Source organism: Exiguobacterium sp. s189 (assembly GCF_018617615.1).
Classification (GTDB): Bacteria; Bacillota; Bacilli; order Exiguobacteriales; family Exiguobacteriaceae; genus Exiguobacterium; species Exiguobacterium aestuarii_A.
The window spans coordinates 102,125-119,883 of the sequence record NZ_JACSKM010000005.1; the positions used below are offsets into that span (position 1 = coordinate 102,125).

Annotated in this window: 22 protein-coding genes and 1 tRNA gene; 10 read left to right on the forward strand and 13 right to left on the reverse strand. The window is 47.2% G+C overall.

Annotation, left to right across the window (positions count from 1 at the left end; genetic code table 11):
* Nucleotides 1-4: 4 nt before the first annotated feature.
* On the reverse strand, nt 5-1,051 hold the full coding sequence (locus KNO99_RS08300) for an NAD(P)/FAD-dependent oxidoreductase (RefSeq protein ID WP_214747321.1): 1,047 nt from the start codon (nt 1,049-1,051) through the stop codon (nt 5-7).
* Nucleotides 1,052-1,230: 179 nt separating this feature from the next.
* On the opposite strand from KNO99_RS08300, the gene KNO99_RS08305 reads away from it, so the two are divergent.
* Nucleotides 1,231-1,785, forward strand: coding sequence for a methyltransferase family protein (locus KNO99_RS08305; RefSeq protein WP_214747324.1), 555 nt, complete (start codon nt 1,231-1,233; stop codon nt 1,783-1,785).
* A gap of 34 nt (nt 1,786-1,819) precedes the next feature.
* On the opposite strand, the gene KNO99_RS08310 is transcribed toward KNO99_RS08305, so the two are convergent.
* Complete coding sequence (locus tag KNO99_RS08310; protein ID WP_214747327.1) at nt 1,820-2,629, reverse strand: DUF368 domain-containing protein; 810 nt, start codon at nt 2,627-2,629, stop codon at nt 1,820-1,822.
* A gap of 73 nt (nt 2,630-2,702) precedes the next feature.
* Complete coding sequence (locus KNO99_RS08315; RefSeq protein ID WP_214747330.1) at nt 2,703-3,278, reverse strand: GNAT family N-acetyltransferase; 576 nt, start codon at nt 3,276-3,278, stop codon at nt 2,703-2,705.
* A gap of 100 nt (nt 3,279-3,378) precedes the next feature.
* On the opposite strand from KNO99_RS08315, the gene KNO99_RS08320 reads away from it, so the two are divergent.
* Nucleotides 3,379-4,128: a sugar nucleotide-binding protein gene (locus KNO99_RS08320; protein ID WP_214747333.1), complete on the forward strand. Its 750-nt coding sequence runs from the start codon at nt 3,379-3,381 to the stop codon at nt 4,126-4,128.
* Between the two features lie 56 nt (nt 4,129-4,184).
* On the opposite strand, the gene KNO99_RS08325 is transcribed toward KNO99_RS08320, so the two are convergent.
* Complete coding sequence (locus KNO99_RS08325; protein ID WP_214747336.1) at nt 4,185-5,417, reverse strand: cytochrome P450; 1,233 nt, start codon at nt 5,415-5,417, stop codon at nt 4,185-4,187.
* 87 nt (nt 5,418-5,504) lie between these two features.
* On the opposite strand from KNO99_RS08325, the gene KNO99_RS08330 reads away from it, so the two are divergent.
* Nucleotides 5,505-5,870 carry a potassium channel family protein gene (locus KNO99_RS08330; RefSeq protein WP_015880779.1) on the forward strand — a complete coding sequence of 122 codons (366 nt, stop codon included), beginning with the start codon at nt 5,505-5,507 and terminating at the stop codon, nt 5,868-5,870.
* A 17-nt stretch (nt 5,871-5,887) separates the two neighbouring features.
* On the opposite strand, the gene KNO99_RS08335 is transcribed toward KNO99_RS08330, so the two are convergent.
* Complete coding sequence (locus tag KNO99_RS08335) at nt 5,888-7,240, reverse strand: alanine/glycine:cation symporter family protein (RefSeq protein WP_214747338.1); 1,353 nt, start codon at nt 7,238-7,240, stop codon at nt 5,888-5,890.
* 129 nt (nt 7,241-7,369) lie between these two features.
* Nucleotides 7,370-7,639, reverse strand: a complete 270-nt coding sequence (yidD, locus tag KNO99_RS08340) for a membrane protein insertion efficiency factor YidD (protein WP_015880777.1) — start codon at nt 7,637-7,639, stop codon at nt 7,370-7,372.
* Nucleotides 7,640-7,831: 192 nt separating this feature from the next.
* Between yidD and KNO99_RS08345 the strand changes: the two genes are divergently transcribed.
* From KNO99_RS08345 to KNO99_RS08360, 4 genes are all read left to right on the forward strand, one after another.
* Nucleotides 7,832-8,620, forward strand: a complete 789-nt coding sequence (locus KNO99_RS08345; protein ID WP_251130996.1) for a pyrroline-5-carboxylate reductase family protein — start codon at nt 7,832-7,834, stop codon at nt 8,618-8,620.
* A 143-nt stretch (nt 8,621-8,763) separates the two neighbouring features.
* Nucleotides 8,764-9,000 carry a FeoA family protein gene (locus KNO99_RS08350; RefSeq protein ID WP_214747342.1) on the forward strand — a complete coding sequence of 79 codons (237 nt, stop codon included), beginning with the start codon at nt 8,764-8,766 and terminating at the stop codon, nt 8,998-9,000.
* Complete coding sequence (feoB, locus tag KNO99_RS08355; RefSeq protein ID WP_214747344.1) at nt 8,997-10,973, forward strand: ferrous iron transport protein B; 1,977 nt, start codon at nt 8,997-8,999, stop codon at nt 10,971-10,973. The genes KNO99_RS08350 and feoB overlap by 4 nt, the downstream gene beginning before the upstream one ends.
* Nucleotides 10,974-10,984: 11 nt before the next feature.
* Nucleotides 10,985-11,203 (forward strand): FeoB-associated Cys-rich membrane protein, encoded by a 219-nt coding sequence (locus KNO99_RS08360; protein WP_214747346.1) that lies wholly within the window; start codon nt 10,985-10,987, stop codon nt 11,201-11,203.
* Between the two features lie 20 nt (nt 11,204-11,223).
* Here the strand turns inward: KNO99_RS08360 and KNO99_RS08365 are convergent, their stop codons facing one another.
* The 6 genes from KNO99_RS08365 to KNO99_RS08390 form a co-directional block, all read right to left on the reverse strand.
* Nucleotides 11,224-11,919: a DUF554 domain-containing protein gene (locus tag KNO99_RS08365; protein WP_214747348.1), complete on the reverse strand. Its 696-nt coding sequence runs from the start codon at nt 11,917-11,919 to the stop codon at nt 11,224-11,226.
* A 148-nt stretch (nt 11,920-12,067) separates the two neighbouring features.
* Nucleotides 12,068-12,140 (reverse strand) — tRNA-Val (locus KNO99_RS08370).
* A gap of 87 nt (nt 12,141-12,227) precedes the next feature.
* Entirely contained in the window at nt 12,228-12,785 is a 558-nt protein-coding gene (locus KNO99_RS08375; protein ID WP_214747350.1) for a GNAT family N-acetyltransferase, read from the reverse strand.
* A gap of 71 nt (nt 12,786-12,856) precedes the next feature.
* On the reverse strand, nt 12,857-13,171 hold the full coding sequence (locus KNO99_RS08380) for a DMT family transporter (RefSeq protein WP_074033008.1): 315 nt from the start codon (nt 13,169-13,171) through the stop codon (nt 12,857-12,859).
* The gene (locus KNO99_RS08385; RefSeq protein ID WP_214747352.1) at nt 13,168-13,512 is read right to left on the reverse strand and encodes a DMT family transporter; all 345 of its coding nucleotides are present in this window, start codon (nt 13,510-13,512) and stop codon (nt 13,168-13,170) included. Before KNO99_RS08385 ends, KNO99_RS08380 begins: the two co-directional genes overlap by 4 nt.
* A complete protein-coding gene (locus KNO99_RS08390; protein WP_371743061.1) occupies nt 13,505-14,095 on the reverse strand; it encodes a TetR/AcrR family transcriptional regulator in 591 nt (196 codons plus the stop codon). Before KNO99_RS08390 ends, KNO99_RS08385 begins: the two co-directional genes overlap by 8 nt.
* Before the next feature lie 105 nt (nt 14,096-14,200).
* On the opposite strand from KNO99_RS08390, the gene KNO99_RS08395 reads away from it, so the two are divergent.
* Nucleotides 14,201-14,983 carry an alpha/beta hydrolase gene (locus KNO99_RS08395; RefSeq protein WP_214747354.1) on the forward strand — a complete coding sequence of 261 codons (783 nt, stop codon included), beginning with the start codon at nt 14,201-14,203 and terminating at the stop codon, nt 14,981-14,983.
* 37 nt (nt 14,984-15,020) lie between these two features.
* Here the strand turns inward: KNO99_RS08395 and KNO99_RS08400 are convergent, their stop codons facing one another.
* Nucleotides 15,021-16,259: an aminopeptidase gene (locus KNO99_RS08400; protein ID WP_214747356.1), complete on the reverse strand. Its 1,239-nt coding sequence runs from the start codon at nt 16,257-16,259 to the stop codon at nt 15,021-15,023.
* 113 nt (nt 16,260-16,372) lie between these two features.
* Between KNO99_RS08400 and KNO99_RS08405 the strand changes: the two genes are divergently transcribed.
* Both KNO99_RS08405 and KNO99_RS08410 read left to right on the forward strand, forming a co-directional pair.
* Nucleotides 16,373-16,780: a YkvA family protein gene (locus tag KNO99_RS08405; RefSeq protein WP_074033005.1), complete on the forward strand. Its 408-nt coding sequence runs from the start codon at nt 16,373-16,375 to the stop codon at nt 16,778-16,780.
* 75 nt (nt 16,781-16,855) lie between these two features.
* Nucleotides 16,856-17,722 carry a YitT family protein gene (locus tag KNO99_RS08410; RefSeq protein WP_214747358.1) on the forward strand — a complete coding sequence of 289 codons (867 nt, stop codon included), beginning with the start codon at nt 16,856-16,858 and terminating at the stop codon, nt 17,720-17,722.
* Nucleotides 17,723-17,759 lie beyond the last annotated feature (37 nt).

Genomic DNA, 17,759 nt, shown 5'->3' on the forward strand with positions numbered 1-17,759 from the left:
GCTCTTACTGCTTCAACAAAGTATTTTCTATGATTTGACGGTTCTTTTCTTTTAGACGTTCGTTATGAGAAGAGACCATTGCCGTAGCGGTCGCATTCGGGTCAATATACGTTTTGGCCCGATTCACCGCATTCGCCGCATCTTGGAATGCCCCTGCAATCAAATGGACCTTTCCTTCATGCGTCAGAATATCACCTGCAGCATATAATCCCGGAACGGATGACTCACTCCCCGCGTTCCCTTTCACATAAAATCCATTGACCATTTCGACGTTCAATTCACTGTTCCGAAGGAGTTCCGCATCTTGTTCATACCCGTGATTGATGACGACCTCATCGACATCGACCACACTTGTTTCTCCCGTGTCAATCTGTGTTAACAGCACTTGCTGAATCGATTGCCCATCATGAGAAATCAAGTCCGTGACTTTTGACTGGGGGCAACAATCGACTCGGCTTTCTTTAATCTTGTCGACTTGCGCTTCATGACCTCCGAGCTCTTCTTTTCGATAAACCAAAATGACTTGCTCCGCAATCGGCTCGAGTGCATTGGCCCAATCGACGGCACTATTTCCACCACCTGAAATCAAGACCCGCTTCCCTTTAAACCGCTCCAGTGACTTGACCGTATAATGAAGGTTTGACAATTCAAATCGCTCTGCTCCGCTGATTTCGACCTTGTGTGGTTTCAAGATGCCGCTCCCGGTCGCGACGATCACCGTTTTGGATACGTGATGACCATTCGACGTGTCGATCCCGAATAATCCATCCTGGCGTTTTGAAATCGACTCCACTTTCTCCCCTAGGATGACCGTCGGCGAAAAGGTGAGGCCTTGTTGGACGAGTTGATCGATCAGATTTGCTCCCGTCGTCGGAAGGAGCCCCCCTACATCCCACACCATTTTTTCTGGATAAACGTGCAGCTTTCCACCTAGTTGAGGTTGAAATTCGATTATTTTTGTTTTCATGCCTCTTAATCCACTATAAAAAGCAGCATATAACCCTGCCGGACCCCCACCGATAATCGTCACGTCGAATTGTTCCTCGCCCATCGTCGTATCCTACCCTTCTATGTAGATGATTTACTTACCTTAAAAATGATAATCATTCTCATTAGATGATAACCCGTTTCTCTGTCTTTTACAAACTTTTTCCCAACACTATCCTCCATTGGTTTTTCTTCATCAAAGGTCGGGTAAGGAAAGATGAATCAAAGGGAAGGATGTGCGCTATGGAGTGGATGGATCTTGCATTGATCATCGTGTCCTGTTTTTGGCTTGTGGAGACATGGAAATTTCATAATCGAAAAGAGGCAACGGACGGTTCCGTCGAGCGAAAAAGCTTTTATTTCGTAGCGTCGACGATGATTGTCATGTTCTCTTTGTCTATCATCTATTCAATCTTTGTTGAGGCGCGTCCATCAATGGCTCAACGCATACTTGCTCTTTCGTTTTACATAGCGGGTGTATCATTACGGTATTGGGGAATTTTCCACCTTCGTCATCAATTCACCCGACACGTTGTCGTTCGTCCTCAAGACGAGCTCGTCAGCTCTGGCCCCTATCGTTTCTTACGCCATCCCTTATACACAGGATTATTATTCATTACGTTAGGCTTCTCATTGTATTTTCTTCATTGGGCAGTCGCTTTGATCGGTACCGGTCTTACGGCTCTTGCGTTACTATATCGGATTCGGATTGAGGAGGGGATGCTGACCCGTCACTTCGGTCAATCGTATGTATCATGGTCAAAGTCACGCAAACGATTATTTCCGTTTATCTATTAAAAAGGAGTCCGGTGTTCCCGGACTCCTTGCTTGTTTAAACAGAGTAGCGACTGAGCAATCGAACGACGACGATTCCTGCAATGAACGCGATGACACTGAGCGTCCACATGAGAGCAGTGGCCGGCACTCCCGGAAATACGACGGCGAGCGAACCAACTACCAATCCGATAATGACCGAAAACGTCATTCCTGGGAAATTCGCCAACAAATAGCGAATCACTTTACTACTGACAATAAAGCCGACCGCAACGCCTGCCCCAACAATTCCGATAATGAGCAAATTGAAGTTCGAGATGGCGCTGATCACTGTCGGATATACCCCAATCAGCAACAATACGAACGATCCGCTGATTCCAGGAAGTAACATCGCCATACTTCCTAACCACCCAGACAAGAACAAGAGGAGCGCTGTTCCAAAGGTAACGTCCGTAATGATAGACGAATCAACCGGATTGAGAAACGCCATGCTCGCTACGAGTACCGTTGCTACAATCATGGCAATCACATGAATGGGACGAATCGATGCACGTGACTTAAACTCTACAAAAAGTAACGGAATGATCCCTAAAATCAATCCGATAAAGAAGAATTGTGTCGGCGCATAATATTCGAGCAACAAATACTCGATAATTCGACTTAAGGCGATGATGGCTGTTCCCATCCCAATCGCTAGTGGGATTAAGAAACCAATATACTTTTTCCAATATCGGCTGAATACACCGCTGATTGCTTCAATCAATTGATCATAGATGCCTAAAATAACTGCGATGGTACCGCCGCTTACACCAGGAATCAAATCACTCGTTCCCATGGCCATTCCCCGCCAAATATTCTTCCACTCCATAATGTATCTCCTTTACATATATCTTTCCTCAAGCACTTAGTATAGTCGAGAACGAGCGTTTGCGCATCCGCTTTTAGACCGAGAAAGGAGTCGAGCGTGTCTCTTTTTTCATATAGTCAAAACGAGATCCCGAAATCATCATTTCCTTTTCTTTTTGGAATCCGAGTCGCGTATACAACCGATGAGCCGCTTGATTGTCTTGATCCACGTTCAAGGTGACGGCCGGGACACCACGTTCTGCCGCGACAGTACAGATCTGTTCAATCAACTTCGTCCCGATGCCACGACCACCATACGCCTCTAGTACAGCGAGTGAATCGATGTATTGAACGAACCCTTCCGTCTCAACATCTAATTCCACTTTGCTCCCATGCGCCGTCAACCATTCCCGAATCGGGCGATCTAATGCTTCCGCCTCGTCCCCTCGATACGAAATGATCATTCCCGCCACTTCCCCTTCTACATCGGCGACCCATATATTTTCGTGGCTTAAACGATTCTTCGGTTTTTCCACCCACATCGCCAATCGCTCTAATACTTCATCGGTATTCGTTGACCCCGTCAACGTATACGCGATGTCATGAATCGCCTGATACATGAGCGGTGCGATTTGTGTACAATCTTGCTTCGTTGCTTGTCGAATATTCATCATTGATCCCTCCATCACCTAGTCTAGCATAGGCAAACACATCGATTGTTTGTCCACGCCCGTTTTGTGGCATGATATAGAGAGAAAGGGGCGAAATGAAATGAAAGCAATCATTACTGGAATGAACGGCACGGTAGCACCGGTTGTTGCCGAAGCGTTACAGCGTCATGGCATTGAGGGGATTGCATGGAATCGTGAGCAAGTGTCCACGACAGACGAGCAGGAGATGCGAGAATTCATTGAAAGCATCCGCCCGGACTATTTTTTACATATCGGTATGGGACCGGTTGAATGGGCCGAGACGCTCGCTCGTTTATGTGGGGAGATGAAGATTCCGTTCTTGTTCACGAGTACAGTGTCGATTTTTTCAGATGATGTGACTGGACCGATTTCACCGGACACGGCGCCAGATGCTGAAGATGACTACGGAAAGTATAAACGTGATTGCGAACGAGCCATCGCTCGTGTCAACCCGGGTGCTCAGATTGTTCGTCTTGGATGGCAGATTGGGGATGAAGCCGGATCGAACAATATGATGGACTATTTTACGAACGAGATGAAACAACGAGGGGTCATAGAAGCGAGTGAGCATTGGTATCCATCTTGCTCATTTTTACCGGATACAGCGGAAGCTTTATTCGAAATCTTGACGAAACGTGGACCCGGCATCTATCAGCTAAACGGGAATGCGAACTATTCGCTTTATGACATTGCCGTCGGACTAAAAGAGCTTCATGACGCCGATTGGCAGATTGAATGCACGGATGAACCGAAACGGGATAACCGAATGATTGACCCGTCCGTCCCAATCCGTCCGATTTCAAAGCGTCTCAATTTACAAACGAAATAAACCGCACTCCATACTAAACGCCTACTCCATCAAGAGTAGGCGTTTGCTTATTCGATTCATTTTACATCAGTCAAACGCAGTTTACTTTTTGGTAGACTCGGCATATCAACGAAACTATAACTCAAGTCTTGAGGAGGAACGGTATACGAGAACTCCTCCGTAAACAACTCAATGACTTGTTCTAGAATCGCAATCGTCACATGCTCCCCTGCACAACGATGTCCAAAATCCACGTCTCCTCCTCCTTGCGGGATAAAATTGAACGGACTCTCCTTCCAGTCCATAAAGCGAGCGGGATTAAATTGATCAGGTTCTACCCAAATCGAGGAGTCGTGGTTCGTTCCGTAAAGATCAAGGAGCGTCAGCGTTCCTTCCGTAAACGTATATCCGTCCCATTCAAAATCGGTTTTGACTCGAGCTGCCGCAACAGGAAAGAACGGATAGAAACGTCTCACTTCTTGGACAAAGGCCGTTTTCGACACCTGTCCTTGCTTTACTTGTTCTCTTTCTTTAGGGAATTGATAAAGCGCTAGAACCGTAAAAAGAACGTAGACCGAGATGGCAACAGTCGGTCGCAAAATGTTTAACACTTCGACAGCCACTACTTCTTCAGGCAACAACTCACCAGATTCATCTCGATGCCACGCGAACTCATAAAGTGCCGTCTGTTTATTCGGTAATAATCGATTTGACCGTACTTCTTTGACCATCTGTCGAATCCACGCCTCGGCCGAACTTCTTGCCTTCCGCCCTTGCAAATAAGTTGGACCTAACGAAGTACCCGATTCAAATAACAATCTCATCTCATCGGTCCGCTTCGCTACTTCGTCTAGTGCAAGCGGAACTCCCGCCCACTCACAGACGGCTTTCATCAATACCTGTTGTGCCTCGTCATATAAAACGATTTCTTCTCCAGCATGCCGGATTCTTTTCCATTCACGGTCCGTCAATCGAAGCAGACGATCGATGTTTTCCTTCGTCATCAATGACATGAACATTCGCTTTCGGTGTGTATGTGCCGTCCCATTCAATGTTTGCACCCCATCTTCCCCGAATAGGGTTTTGAGAAGACGTTTCGGCGCGGCATCCTGACGTGTAAATTTGTCCGCATCATAGAACAAGGCAGCAGCGTCCTCTCCTCCGAGACAAATCACGCGTTCTCCGAGCAAACGCGTTTCAAAAATATTCGACTGAAAACTTTTACGTCGATTCGCCACAAACAAATATCCTTCCCGTAGAAAATCGACACTATGGTCGAGCCCTTCTTGCTTTGGAATGACTTTCCCCATCCTACTCACCCTTTCTCTTTTTTCGAACTATAAAGGATGTTCCCCCGTTGTTAGCGAACAAACCTAATATCGAAAGGAGCGAGTGACATGCTACCGTTCTTACTGACATTACGCCGGATTGTCCGCGGAATTTGGCGCGGTCTCCGCGACCCCGAGTTTCAAGTGTTATTTAGCCTCGCCTTTCTCACTGTTCTGTCCGGTACGCTGTTTTACACACGGTTCGAGGCGATGCGTTGGTTGGACGCACTTTACTTCAGCGTCATCACATTGACGACCATCGGATATGGTGACTTCGCCCCTCAGACAGATATCGGCAAAATTTTCACAATCGGATATGTGTTAACGGGGGTCGGCATTATGGTCGGTTTCATCACAAAAGTATTTGACCACTTACAAAAAGCACGACTTGATGAATTGGAAGCAAAACAAAAGACGCCACCCTCTGATTCATGAGGATGGCGTCGATGCGTTTAAGATACTTTTCGATTCTCAATTTCAAGCTGTTGATTGAATCGTTTCGTTTCGGCAATGACAACGCCCGACAAGAACAAGAGACCAATCAAGTTCGGAATGGCCATCAAACCGTTGAAGACGTCGGATAGCGCCCATACCAAATTCAAATTGGTCGTCATGGCACCGAGACCGGCGACGAGCACGAAAGCAATCCGATATGGAAGAATCGACTTTTGCCCAAACAAGTAATGGATGGACCGTTCGCCGTAATACGACCAACCGAGAACGGTCGAGTAAGCGAATAGGACGAGACCGATCGTGACAATGTAGCCACCTGCCGGACCGAGGAACAGTTCGAATGTGGCCGAAGTCAATTCCACCCCTTCTAGTCCTGTCCCGATTTGACCACCCATGACGAGTGTCAACCCTGTCACCGAACAGACGACAAGCGTGTCCAAGAAGACTTGTGTCATCGAGACGAGCGCTTGACGACCAGGCATATCTGTTTTCGCTGCCGCTGCAGCAATCGGAGCGGAACCAAGACCCGCCTCGTTCGAGAACACACCACGTGCGACCCCGTAACGAATAGCTGCCCCAATCGCGCCTCCACCGATAGCCTCTGCACTGAACGTACTGCTAAAGATCAGCGCGAATGCATCTGGAATAAGCGAGTAGTTCATGATCATGATCAATAGACCACTACCTAAATAAAAGGCGATCATGACAGGAACAAAATAGCTGACTACTTTTCCGATCGAACGCACGCCTCCAAGAATGACTGCCCCTGTAAAAATCATGATGAGAATTCCTGATATGTAGAGTGGTACATCAAATGTCGTTTTGAGCGCGAGCGCGACAGAGTTCGTTTGGACCCCATTACCAATCCCGAAAGCCGCAATCGAGGCAAATGCCGCAAATGCTACTGCTAACCAGCGTTGATTCAATCCTCGTTCCAGATAATACATCGGTCCACCAGCCATCTGACCGCGTTCATCCGTGACCCGATACTTTACAGCCAGAACAGCTTCCGCATACTTCGTTGCCATCCCAAAGAATCCGGATACCCACATCCAGACGATGGCTCCCGGCCCTCCTAACACAACCGCTGTCGACACCCCGACGATATTCCCCGTACCGACGGTCGCCGCAAGCGCGGTCATGAGCGCCTGAAAGTGACTGATATCCCCTTTAGAAGATTGATCCTGGTTTTTCGAAAACGCCAATTTCAACGCATACGGTAATTTGGTGATTTGAATCCCACCTAGACGCACCGTCAAGTAAATGCCTGTCCCCACAAGCAAAATTAAAAGCGGTGGTCCCCATACAAAATTGGATGCCGTACTCACCCATTCACTAAATGATTGCCCCATACAAAGTATCCCCTTTCCCCGAAAAATAGTGTACATCCCTATTTTTTCAGAATACTTAGAACAATGCAAAAGTATTGTGCTAAAACAACTGTTCAAAACGTACATCTGTACAAAAACAGCGAGACGAATTTAATCGTCTCGCTGCGACTCAGGCTTCTCTCGTTGCAAAGGCGCTTTCCAATCAAATGTATCCGGTACATAATCGAGCCCACCTGGGTGAAACGGTTGGCAACGGATCAGTCGGCGAGCGGTTAAATAACTCCCTTTGACGGCCCCGTGTTTTTCAATTGCTTCAATCCCGTAATGCGAACAGCTCGGATAAAATCGGCATGTCGGCGGCTTTAATGGTGAAATAAAGCGTTGATAACCTTGAATCCCTTTTACTAGTACACGTTTCACACGATTTCGCCTCACTCTTTTGAATTAGTGCCATCATAGCGCGATTTGAAACGTTTGTCATGTGCATCGTTTTATGTATCAAATCCTTTTCCATCTCCTTACAAATGAGCAAGTTGGGCGATATTCAAGAGCAAGTTTGTTATGATAGTCAACATAACTATTGACCGAATCGAAAAGAAGAGGTGACGAATGATGAAACAATTACTAATGGTCGGCGCAGGATCTATGAGTGAGGCACTCGTTCGAGGATGGATTGACTCTGGGATCGAACCGACAAACATCACGATGACGAACCGAAGTGACCGGGAGCGATTGCTCACACTGCAAGGTGAGCTCGGTGTTCACATCGTCGAAGAAGAAAACGTCAACGACTATGAGATCGTCGTATTAGCGATGCAACCGGATGGTGTCATTCCGTACGTGGAATCGAAAGAGTGGAAAAACCCACTTCTCGTATCTGTCGCGGCACACATCGAACCGAGTCAGTTAGAAGAAGCTTCAGGCTTACCAGCCGTGTGCGCCATGCCGAACACGCCTGTCGCATACCGGAGCGGGATGACAGGCTTATGGTTCGGTCCTGAAACAGATGATGCCGATCGCGCAAAAGCGACTGCCCTCTTTGAGCGTGTCGGTCGAACGGCCATCACGGATGCGAAGACGATGTCTGCATTCATGGCAGCCGCGGGTTGTAGCCCGGCCTTCTTTTATGAGATTGTCGGTGCGATGACACCGGTCTTAACCGATGTCGGATACGATGAAGCGACGGCTCGTCAAATTGTCGCCCAAGCAATGAAAGGCTCAGCTGAGTTACTTTCACACGAGACACGCGCAACGAATGAACTGATTGCTGACGTGGCTGCTCCCGGTGGACCGACAGACCGAGGTGTCGGTGTACTGCGTGAGCGTAACCTTGCCGACGTGATGGCTTCAGCCTTACGTGAGAGCGCTAAAGAAGAGCATGAAACGATTGAAGAGGCGTAAACGATATTCGTTTACGCTTTTTTATGTTCACTCGACCTTATTCATTATCAAATATAACTTTTTACATGAACAATATTTCACTTTTCCTGTGAACGTGATACGATAGCGAATGAGAATCGTTATCAAAAGATAGGAAGGGTATTATGAATCGATTACGTCATATCACGTTGAATCAAACCGTCATTCTATCTGATTTGACAAAAATTGATGATCGCTTGCGCCGCCGAATGATTTCACTTGGATTTTATGAAGGGTGTTCGGTACGAGTAAAACGAAAAGCTATTTTTTCAGGACCGCTCACGATTGAACAAGTAGATCATCAACAAACTATCGCCATCCGAAGATCAGATGCCGAAAAAATCGGAGTGATTGTGCCATGAATCAACGAATCGCATTGATTGGCAACCCAAATACAGGAAAAACTTCATTATTTAATCGATTGACAGGCTCGTTCGCCCACGTCGGGAACTGGGCAGGCGTCACAATCGAACAAAAAGTTGGTCAGTTGCACGGGAAAGTTGGACAGCTCATCGACTTGCCTGGTGTATACGACCTAGACCCGCTCTCAGCAGATGAGGCCATTGTTTCTCGTTTCTTACTTCACGAACCGTTTGACGGGATGATTAACATCGTCGATGCCTCGCAGCTAGAACGAAACTTACAACTCACGCTACAACTTTTAGAGATGGGACGTCCGCTTCAAATCGGCTTAAACATGGTTGACGTAGCGGAAAGCCGTGGGATGCATGTTGATCTCGACAAATTAAAAGCACTCCTTCAAGTAGATGTCTTCCCCATTACGGCACGAACGGGAGATGGATGTGATGTCTTGCTCTCATCGATCCAAATGGAAAAACGTCAACCGTTCGAGTTGAACTATGGTCTTGAAACAGAAGAAGCGATTACACAAATCCTTCGTTTAACGGGCCTTTCGAGAACAGATCGTTGGATTGCGATTCAATACTTGGCTGGGAATCGAATCATCGTTGACCATTTAGAGACGTCTTTCCCGGATGTCGTCACCGTTCGTAAGCATCTCGAAGCCACTCTCGGACGTTTTGCACACGCACATATCACTGAGCGTCGTCGCGATTGGGCGAAACAGATTCGACACCAAGTCATTGAAAATCAAAATGCACAGGACGTGACGATGACCGATCGTATCGATGCCGTTGTGACACATCCCATTTTAGGTTTGCCCATCTTCTTCGGGGTCCTGTATGCGCTGTTTCATGTGACATTCAACTGGATTGGTGCACCGCTCTCCGATGCGTTAGACGGACTATTGTCTGGTCCGATCACATCAGGAACGGTTTGGATGTTAGAGGCTGTAGGCGCTTCTCCATTCATTCAAGCCCTTCTCGTAGACGGCGTCATTGCAGGTGTCGGGGGCGTATTGGTTTTCGTCCCGCAAATCTTTGTACTCTTTTTCTTCATTTCATTTTTGGAAGACTCGGGATATATGGCTCGGGTCGCCATCGTGATGGACCGTTTCATGCAACTCGTAGGGCTGAACGGAAAAAGCTTCATCCCGATGATTATCGGGTTCGGATGTAACGTCCCTGGAATCATGGCTGCCCGAACGGTGGAAGAGGAACGAGAACGTCTTGTTACCATCTTCATCTCACCGTTCATGTCTTGTTCGGCCCGACTTCCGATTTACGCTGTGTTTGCGGCAAGTTTCTTTGCCACTCATCAAGCGCTCGTCGTTCTCTCGCTTTACATGCTTGGAATTTTCCTTGCCTTGATTGCCGCAAAAATCTTTACGAAGGCACTAGCCGCTGAAGATCAGACAAGCTTATTCATCGTCGAACAACCCCCATATCGTGTCCCTCAAGGACTAACGTTGTGGCGTAGCACTTGGCAAAAAGCCAAAGGATTCGTTCGAAAAGCGGGTACATTTATTTTTGGTGGTTCTGTGTTCATCTGGCTACTTGCCTATTCAGGTCCAAATGGCTTTGATGTACCGATGAACGAGAGCTTCTTGGCCATGATTGGTGGATTGATTGCGACAGTACTCATCCCTCTCGGATTTGGGACTTGGCAAGCAGGCGCCTCGCTCATTACCGGATTCTTGGCAAAAGAAGTTGTCGTGTCTACAATGGCAATCATCTATGCGGTCGGCGAATCAGATTTATCGGAGTCGCTATTGCCCATCTTTACCCCGCTCAGCGCCTATAGCTTCATGGCATTCGTTTTGCTGTATGTCCCTTGTTTGGCGACAGTCGCGGTCATCCGGCGAGAAGTTGGTAGTGCTAAGTTGACGTGGTTCGCCAGTTTATATGGTCTTGGCGTTGCCTATGTCGTGTCACTGATCATTTATCAAGTTGGTCGCTTATTCGGATTTGCGTAAGGAGGAAGATCATGTCATTCTTTGACCTACTCATCGGATTCATTGTTTTTGGATATGCCGCATTTTCGCTTTACCGCTACACACGTAAAGCAAAAGGCGGGAAATGTGCAACATGTGAAATTGAACCGACCTGTACAACGGCATGCGACGCAGCCGATTGGGATAAAATCATTGCGGAAGCTTTACAAAAAGAGCCTTCAGCTTTGCATTCAACCACGAAAAAAGACTGAATCGAATTCAGTCTTTTTTCTTATAGCATATGGATCGTCGTGACAATCATCGCGACCACAAGAATGCCAGGCAATAAGTTAGCCACTCGTATTTTTGTAATACCAACCAAGTTCAAGCCAATCGCCACAATCATTACCCCACCGGTCGCGGTCATCTCTAAAATAAAGCTGTCCATAAGCGACTCTGGAATGAATTTCATGATTTGAATGGCGAGTAGTGCGATTCCGCCTTGATAGATGAGTACAGGTACTGCTGAAAACATCACACCGATGCCAAGCGTCGAACTCAACACGAGGGCTGTAAATCCATCAATCAATCCTTTCGTATACAGGACGTCATGATCGCCACGTAACCCACTATCGAGCGCCCCAATGATTGCCATCGCACCGATGACAAAGATGAGCGTTGCTGTAACGAACCCTTCCGCTACACTCGATTGACTTCCGAGACGCCGTTCAAGACGATAGCCGATTTCATTCAATACTTCATCTAACTTCCACCATTCCCCGAGCGCAGACCCAACGACAAGACTTCCGATGACAATCAAGAAGTTTTCACTTTTCATCCCCATTTGAATGCCGAGCAAGATGACCGCAAGCCCGATTGCTGCCGTCACCGTCTCTTTCATACGCTCTGGAATGCGGTGAAATAAGAGACCTAACAATGACCCGATGACGATTAATCCGGCATTGACGAGGGTTCCCGTTAGCACCATGTCGCATTCCCCGTTTCTTTATGTATTGAAAGGAATATACCAATTGCTTTCGTGCCGTGTCAATATACAAAAAAGAGCCACTTCTCGCAAGAAGTGGCTTCGCGGAAACCCATGTTCCGGTGGGTTTCTCGAGGGTTTGGCACCCAAGTGATTCTGACTGGGCTCGAACCAGCGACCTCTACCCTGTCAAGGTAGCGCTCTCCCAGCTGAGCTACAGAATCAGGTCGTGTCCTCTCTTAAGGACACTATTAATATATCAAGAAACTATTAAGTTGGCAACAACTTTTTTTATTTTTTTACAGACTTTTTTAACGAGTCATCTGCTGGCGATCAATATGCCGGCAGAGGCGTTCCAAATTACCCGCATAAACGGAGACGAGCATGTTCTGATATAAGGTGTCACGGTCCCAATGAAGACCGTTCGCTTTAGCCACACGCTGAGACGGAACGTTTTCTGGATGAATGAGTGAAATGATTTCCTTCTCTCCTTCAGTGAAGGCATACTGCATCAATCGCGCGGCCGCCTCACGTCCGTAACCCATATGCCAATGCTTCGGTGACAACCAATAACCGACTTCTAGCTCGAGTTTACCGTCTAACTCATGAAGCAACGTACCTGCATGACCAATCGGTTCATCACTTTCGAACGTCATCAGCTTCAATAGTCCCGTCTGGCGTCCCGTTTCATAGCGGGCCAATTGACGTTCGAACCATTCGATTGTTTGTTCGTCTGTATACGGTCTCCCATCCGGACTGATGAAGCGCATCACCCGAGGATCTTGGAGAAGCGACTTAACAAAATAGAAATCAGAGATCGTGTACGGCTCAAACCGCAAACGTTCGGACTGCAACTCAACAAGATGCATCGTTTTCCGCCCCTTTCTTCCATCTCATAATCTGAATTATTCAATTCCCGTTTTCAGCTTGTTTCAATCCTTTACGATACAACTTTTAATCCGACCACACTGCCGATAATCATCATCAGATAAAAGATACGCCAGCGGCTTTTGGACTCATTTAAATAGAGCATGCCTAGAATGACGCCACCTGCGGCTCCGATTCCGACCCAGATGGAGTAAGCCAAGCTTAACGGAATGTCTTCAAGCGACTTCGAGAGCCAATAAAAACTGAGCGCGAACGACAAAATCGATAAGATTGACCATTTTAAAATTTGATACCCTTTTGATTTCCCCATAAAGAAAACGGCTGTCATCTCAGCAATCCCTGCACCGATCAAATATACCCAACTCATGCTTCTTCTCCTCCTGTCACTTGTTTCAACCCGATGATTCCGATGATCAACGTCGTCACAAGTAAAAGTTTCCAGCCGCTGAGCGCCTCGTCAAAAAGAAGAGCACCGACAATCACCGTTCCAACCGCACCGATTCCCGTGAAGACGGCATACCCTGTACCTGCAGGTAAAACCCGGAATGCTTTGGCGAGTAAGCCGAAACTGACAACCAAGAGTACAATCGTCCATAACGTCGGACCAAGAACGGTAAACCCTTCAGACAATTTCATCGTCGTTGCCCAAATGATTTCAAGTAATCCTGCGAACAAAAGAGAAATCCAGGCGACTTTTTCCTTATCCATTCCAACCCACACCTTTCTTGAAGATTCGGAAAGCGGCTTGTTGTCGCATCTCCCGCTCATTTTCAAATGTAAATAGAGACAATAAGGCACCATCTAGAAAGCAATAGTACGCAGCATAGAGCTCATCGAGTGGTTGCGATGGTAAGTCTCCACGCTCCATCGCGAGACGAAACTGTTCTTTTTCAAACCGCTTTAACTCCGTCTCTACCTTTCCGATGACTTCTTCAATATAGTCCCGAAATTCTGGGGGTGGTACGAGGAGCATCCGTTTCGTCAACATCCACGTCTCGTGATCGCTAAAGAATGACGTGAGCGTACGAACGATCGACTCAATCCGTTCTAAAGGTGGTCGGTCCTCGGTATCCTCACATGTCTGTCGCCATGCTTCTTCGTAACGATTCGCCATATCGGTCACGACTTGCTTAAACAATTGTTCTTTCCCATCGATGTGAGCATACAAAGAAGCCTTTCGGATGCCAACGTCTTCGGCAACCGCCGCAAGTGATAATCCTTCATATCCTTCACGGGCAAACCGTGTCCGAGCGGATTGCATAATTTTCTCTTTTGTATTCACGAGTCTCACTCTCCTTCCTCCTCACTTTACCTAACGAACGGTAGGTAGTCAAGATTTGTGTTTGTTTTTCCGCTCATGATTCCCCACAATATAAGGTGAAAGAGGTGATGAAGAATGATTGATCAATTGAACGTATCGATTCCGACGGGGAAGGTCCGTGGTCAAAAACGGATTGTCCGCGTGTTTCGACCAGACTGGGTCGATGCCAACACCCCACTTCCTGTCCTTTATATGCATGATGGGCAAAATGTATTCTCAGGAAGCACGGCTACATATGGAGAAGGATGGGAAATTGACCGCTGCATCGATACACTCCAGCTTCCACTTATGGTCGTCGCCATTGCAAGTGCTCCGAACTGGTTAGATCGTTATGACGAGTATTCATATGAAGAAGATGAGATGTTATATCGCCGTATCGGACCGGAACTTGCGAAAACGCGCCCAACCCTTGGTGGTCAAGGTCGTTTGTATACAGATTGGCTTATGAACGACTTAAAACCACGAATCGACAAAGAGTATGCGACAGATCCAGAAGATGTCGGCGTCATGGGGAGCTCGATGGGAGGTGTCATCTCTTTATATATGATGGCAACCTATCCTTCCATCAAAAGAGTGGGATCCCTCTCCACCGCTGCATGGGCGAATCTGGATCCATTGATCCAGGCTATCCAGCAAGCCGATATCTCTGGAAAACTGTATATGGACATCGGAACGAATGAAGAGAGCGGACCGATCACAGCGAAAGATTACTTGTTCACAAATGCAAAACTGATTGAAGCCATCGCTAAAAAAGGTATCGCATTCCGATATGAAGTGGAACCGGATGCGATTCATCACGAATCAGCCTGGCGCCGCCGTTTGCCTCACGCCCTTCGTTATTTGTACGACGTCACATGAAAAGAGCGAATTCTTTTTACGGAATTCGCTCTTTCGTTTAAATGACCCAGTTGCCGTCACGCATGATTGCTTCGCGCGTGCCGTCTTCCCGTTCACCATCGATATTCATTTCAGCTGACCCAATCATGAAGTCAACGTGTGTCATCGAGTCATTCGCGCCGTTCGCCGCGAGTTCCTCTTGCGACATCGAAGGACCACCCTCGAGACACGTCGAGTAAGCACGACCTAATGCCAAGTGGCATGATGCATTCTCGTCAAACAACGTGTTGTAGAAGAGAAGACCTGAGTTTGAGATTGGCGAATCATCTGGAACGAGCGCCACTTCACCGATGCGGCGTGCTCCCTCATCCATGTTCAACAACTCATCAAGAGCCGCTTGTCCTTTTTTCGCTTCTGCCTTGACGACTTTCCCACCTTCAAACCAAAGCGTGAACTCGTCAATCAAGTTTCCGCTGTAGCTGAGTGGTTTCGTGCTCGACACGTGACCTTCCACAGAATCTTTATCTGCGAGCGTGAACACTTCTTCTGTCGGCATGTTCGCGATAAAGTCGATTCCATCGACGTTCGGACCGCCACCGCCAAGGAAGACGTGCTTTTTCGGAAGTCCGATTGTAAGTTCAGTGCCTGGTGCTTGGTAGTGCAACTTCGCATACTTTTTCTCTGTCAGCAACGTCGCACGGCTACGGAGTGATTGGTCATGTGTATCCCATGCCGCGACCACATCTTCTTGATCCATACGTGTTGCCGCGAAAATTGCTTGCCATAAAGCTGCGACTGCATCTTCACGCCCCGGGAATACTTTTTCAGCCCACGCTTCTGACGCACCCGCGACGATCGACCAACTCACGTTGTCACTCATCACATATTGACGCCATTTCGCAAGTGCTTGTCCGGCTGCACGGTTCGCATCTGAGATACGTGACGATTCGACGCCGTTCAAGGCATCCGGGTCGTCACTGACGATGGACAAGAATGCCGTCTTCTCTTCAGCCAATTGCTCAAAGCGAGCTTTTAACCAGTCCGGAAACTCTTTGAACGAGTCTGCTGGTGCATCGAAATAACGAATCTTCGATGTCTCCTCATCACTCCAATTGACGAATACTTGTTTCGCCCCTGCCGCATACGCAGCTTTCACCACATGACGGACAAGTGGTGCCTGGCTAATATCGGCACGTACCTCTAGCTGTTGCCCCGGTTGAATGTTTACACCTTTTTTCACAGCTAGCTCTGCATAGCGTGCGAAATCTGCCTCTGTCGGCATAGAAATCATAGACATATGTATCGTTCCTCCTTTTCAGTTATCTTTATTTTCTTAAATTTCAGGAAAAGTTGCAACCAATGCGCAAAAACGGGCATATTAGTAGATGAAGAATGAAGGAGGAATTTACTATGGCAGATTGGAAATCAACCTACACACACTTTTTGAAACAAGCGAAAGAAGACATCCACGACCGCGAACAACTCGGTGACTTACTCGTCCAAGGTGAACGCGCCCTCGCAAAAGTGACCGTAGACGTGGCATCCAATGAGATCAGCAATATCGAGCGCGAAGAAGAACTGACGCTCTACTTCCAGATGAAACAAATGCTGAATATGTTGCGCGCGCTATACAATGATCAATTTGAAATGCAACCTGACAAACAAGAAGAGCTCGTCGCGGCAATTCTATACTTCGTCTCACCGTTCGATGCGATTCCAGATGATGTACCACTTGGCCTATTCGATGATGCTCAGGTGATCGATTATGTACATGAACAATTAGCGAGTGATATCGACCGATTCCATAACGAATTGTGACTTGAAATGATGAACGAGTAGCAGTACGCTAGCAGAAGACTTACCAAAAGGAGGCGTAAGGCCTAGCCATTATCTATGTATGCTAAATCTCGAAAACGGGTTGCCCTTGAAACGGTACTGTTCATCATTGCCGGGACAATCCTTCAGTCTGTCTTTGTCAGTTTACTGCTCAAACCTAATGAAATCGGTTCAGGGGGAATCGTCGGAATCACGTTGATTACGAACGAACTATTCGGAACGCCAATTGGGATGACTCAGCTCGTGCTCAATATCCCACTCTTCATCTTAGGGTTAAAATACTTGGGACGTCGCTTTATTTTGATGACGGGAATTGTTGTCGTGCTCTCTTCTATCTTAATCGATAGTTTACCTGTCCTTATTCCGCCGACTCCACTTGACGATCCGCTCGTCGCTTCCGTATTTAGCGGAATCGTCTCGGGTCTAGGACTTGCTCTCCTCTTATTCGCAGGCGCTTCTACCGGCGGTCTCGATATTTTAGGGAAAGTCATTTATATGAACAACCGAAACTTGTCGTTACCTAAAATCTTTTTGACACAAGATATCATCGTTTATGTAATGGTCTTCATCGTCTTTGACATTAAAGCGGTCATGTATGCCCTTGTGTTAAGCTTTGTCCGGTCACGCACGTTACTCACGATTCACAAGTTCTTCTCCGCTCAAAAGCAATGTTTCATCATTTGTCAGAAGGCGGATGAAATCAACTTGGTCATTAAGCAGAACTTAAAACGTGGCGTCACCATCATGGAAGCGACAGGCGGATATTCGAACGATTCGAAAAAAATGCTGTACGTCGTCGTCCAGAACAATGAAATCCCTCGACTTCGTCAGATTGTTTCCGAGATTGACTCTGAGGCATTTGTCACCGTATCAGAAATCGATTCCATCGTAGGGAATTTCAAAGAACACTCGTATACACTCTAATATTTACCTGTTCGACAACAATCTCGTATTGTTGTCG

Coding starts and splice junctions, on each gene's coding strand:
- KNO99_RS08300 (WP_214747321.1), bottom strand. CDS start 1,051: ATGGGCGAGGAACAATTCGACGTGACGATTATCGGTGGGGGTCCGGCA.
- KNO99_RS08305 (WP_214747324.1), top strand. CDS start 1,231: ATGGAGTGGATGGATCTTGCATTGATCATCGTGTCCTGTTTTTGGCTT.
- KNO99_RS08310 (WP_214747327.1), bottom strand. CDS start 2,629: ATGGAGTGGAAGAATATTTGGCGGGGAATGGCCATGGGAACGAGTGAT.
- KNO99_RS08315 (WP_214747330.1), bottom strand. CDS start 3,278: ATGAATATTCGACAAGCAACGAAGCAAGATTGTACACAAATCGCACCG.
- KNO99_RS08320 (WP_214747333.1), top strand. CDS start 3,379: ATGAAAGCAATCATTACTGGAATGAACGGCACGGTAGCACCGGTTGTT.
- KNO99_RS08325 (WP_214747336.1), bottom strand. CDS start 5,417: ATGGGGAAAGTCATTCCAAAGCAAGAAGGGCTCGACCATAGTGTCGAT.
- KNO99_RS08330 (WP_015880779.1), top strand. CDS start 5,505: ATGCTACCGTTCTTACTGACATTACGCCGGATTGTCCGCGGAATTTGG.
- KNO99_RS08335 (WP_214747338.1), bottom strand. CDS start 7,240: ATGGGGCAATCATTTAGTGAATGGGTGAGTACGGCATCCAATTTTGTA.
- KNO99_RS08345 (WP_251130996.1), top strand. CDS start 7,832: ATGAAACAATTACTAATGGTCGGCGCAGGATCTATGAGTGAGGCACTC.
- KNO99_RS08350 (WP_214747342.1), top strand. CDS start 8,764: ATGAATCGATTACGTCATATCACGTTGAATCAAACCGTCATTCTATCT.
- feoB (WP_214747344.1), top strand. CDS start 8,997: ATGAATCAACGAATCGCATTGATTGGCAACCCAAATACAGGAAAAACT.
- KNO99_RS08360 (WP_214747346.1), top strand. CDS start 10,985: ATGTCATTCTTTGACCTACTCATCGGATTCATTGTTTTTGGATATGCC.
- KNO99_RS08365 (WP_214747348.1), bottom strand. CDS start 11,919: ATGGTGCTAACGGGAACCCTCGTCAATGCCGGATTAATCGTCATCGGG.
- KNO99_RS08375 (WP_214747350.1), bottom strand. CDS start 12,785: ATGCATCTTGTTGAGTTGCAGTCCGAACGTTTGCGGTTTGAGCCGTAC.
- KNO99_RS08380 (WP_074033008.1), bottom strand. CDS start 13,171: ATGAGTTGGGTATATTTGATCGGTGCAGGGATTGCTGAGATGACAGCC.
- KNO99_RS08385 (WP_214747352.1), bottom strand. CDS start 13,512: ATGGATAAGGAAAAAGTCGCCTGGATTTCTCTTTTGTTCGCAGGATTA.
- KNO99_RS08395 (WP_214747354.1), top strand. CDS start 14,201: ATGATTGATCAATTGAACGTATCGATTCCGACGGGGAAGGTCCGTGGT.
- KNO99_RS08400 (WP_214747356.1), bottom strand. CDS start 16,259: ATGTCTATGATTTCTATGCCGACAGAGGCAGATTTCGCACGCTATGCA.
- KNO99_RS08405 (WP_074033005.1), top strand. CDS start 16,373: ATGGCAGATTGGAAATCAACCTACACACACTTTTTGAAACAAGCGAAA.
- KNO99_RS08410 (WP_214747358.1), top strand. CDS start 16,856: ATGTATGCTAAATCTCGAAAACGGGTTGCCCTTGAAACGGTACTGTTC.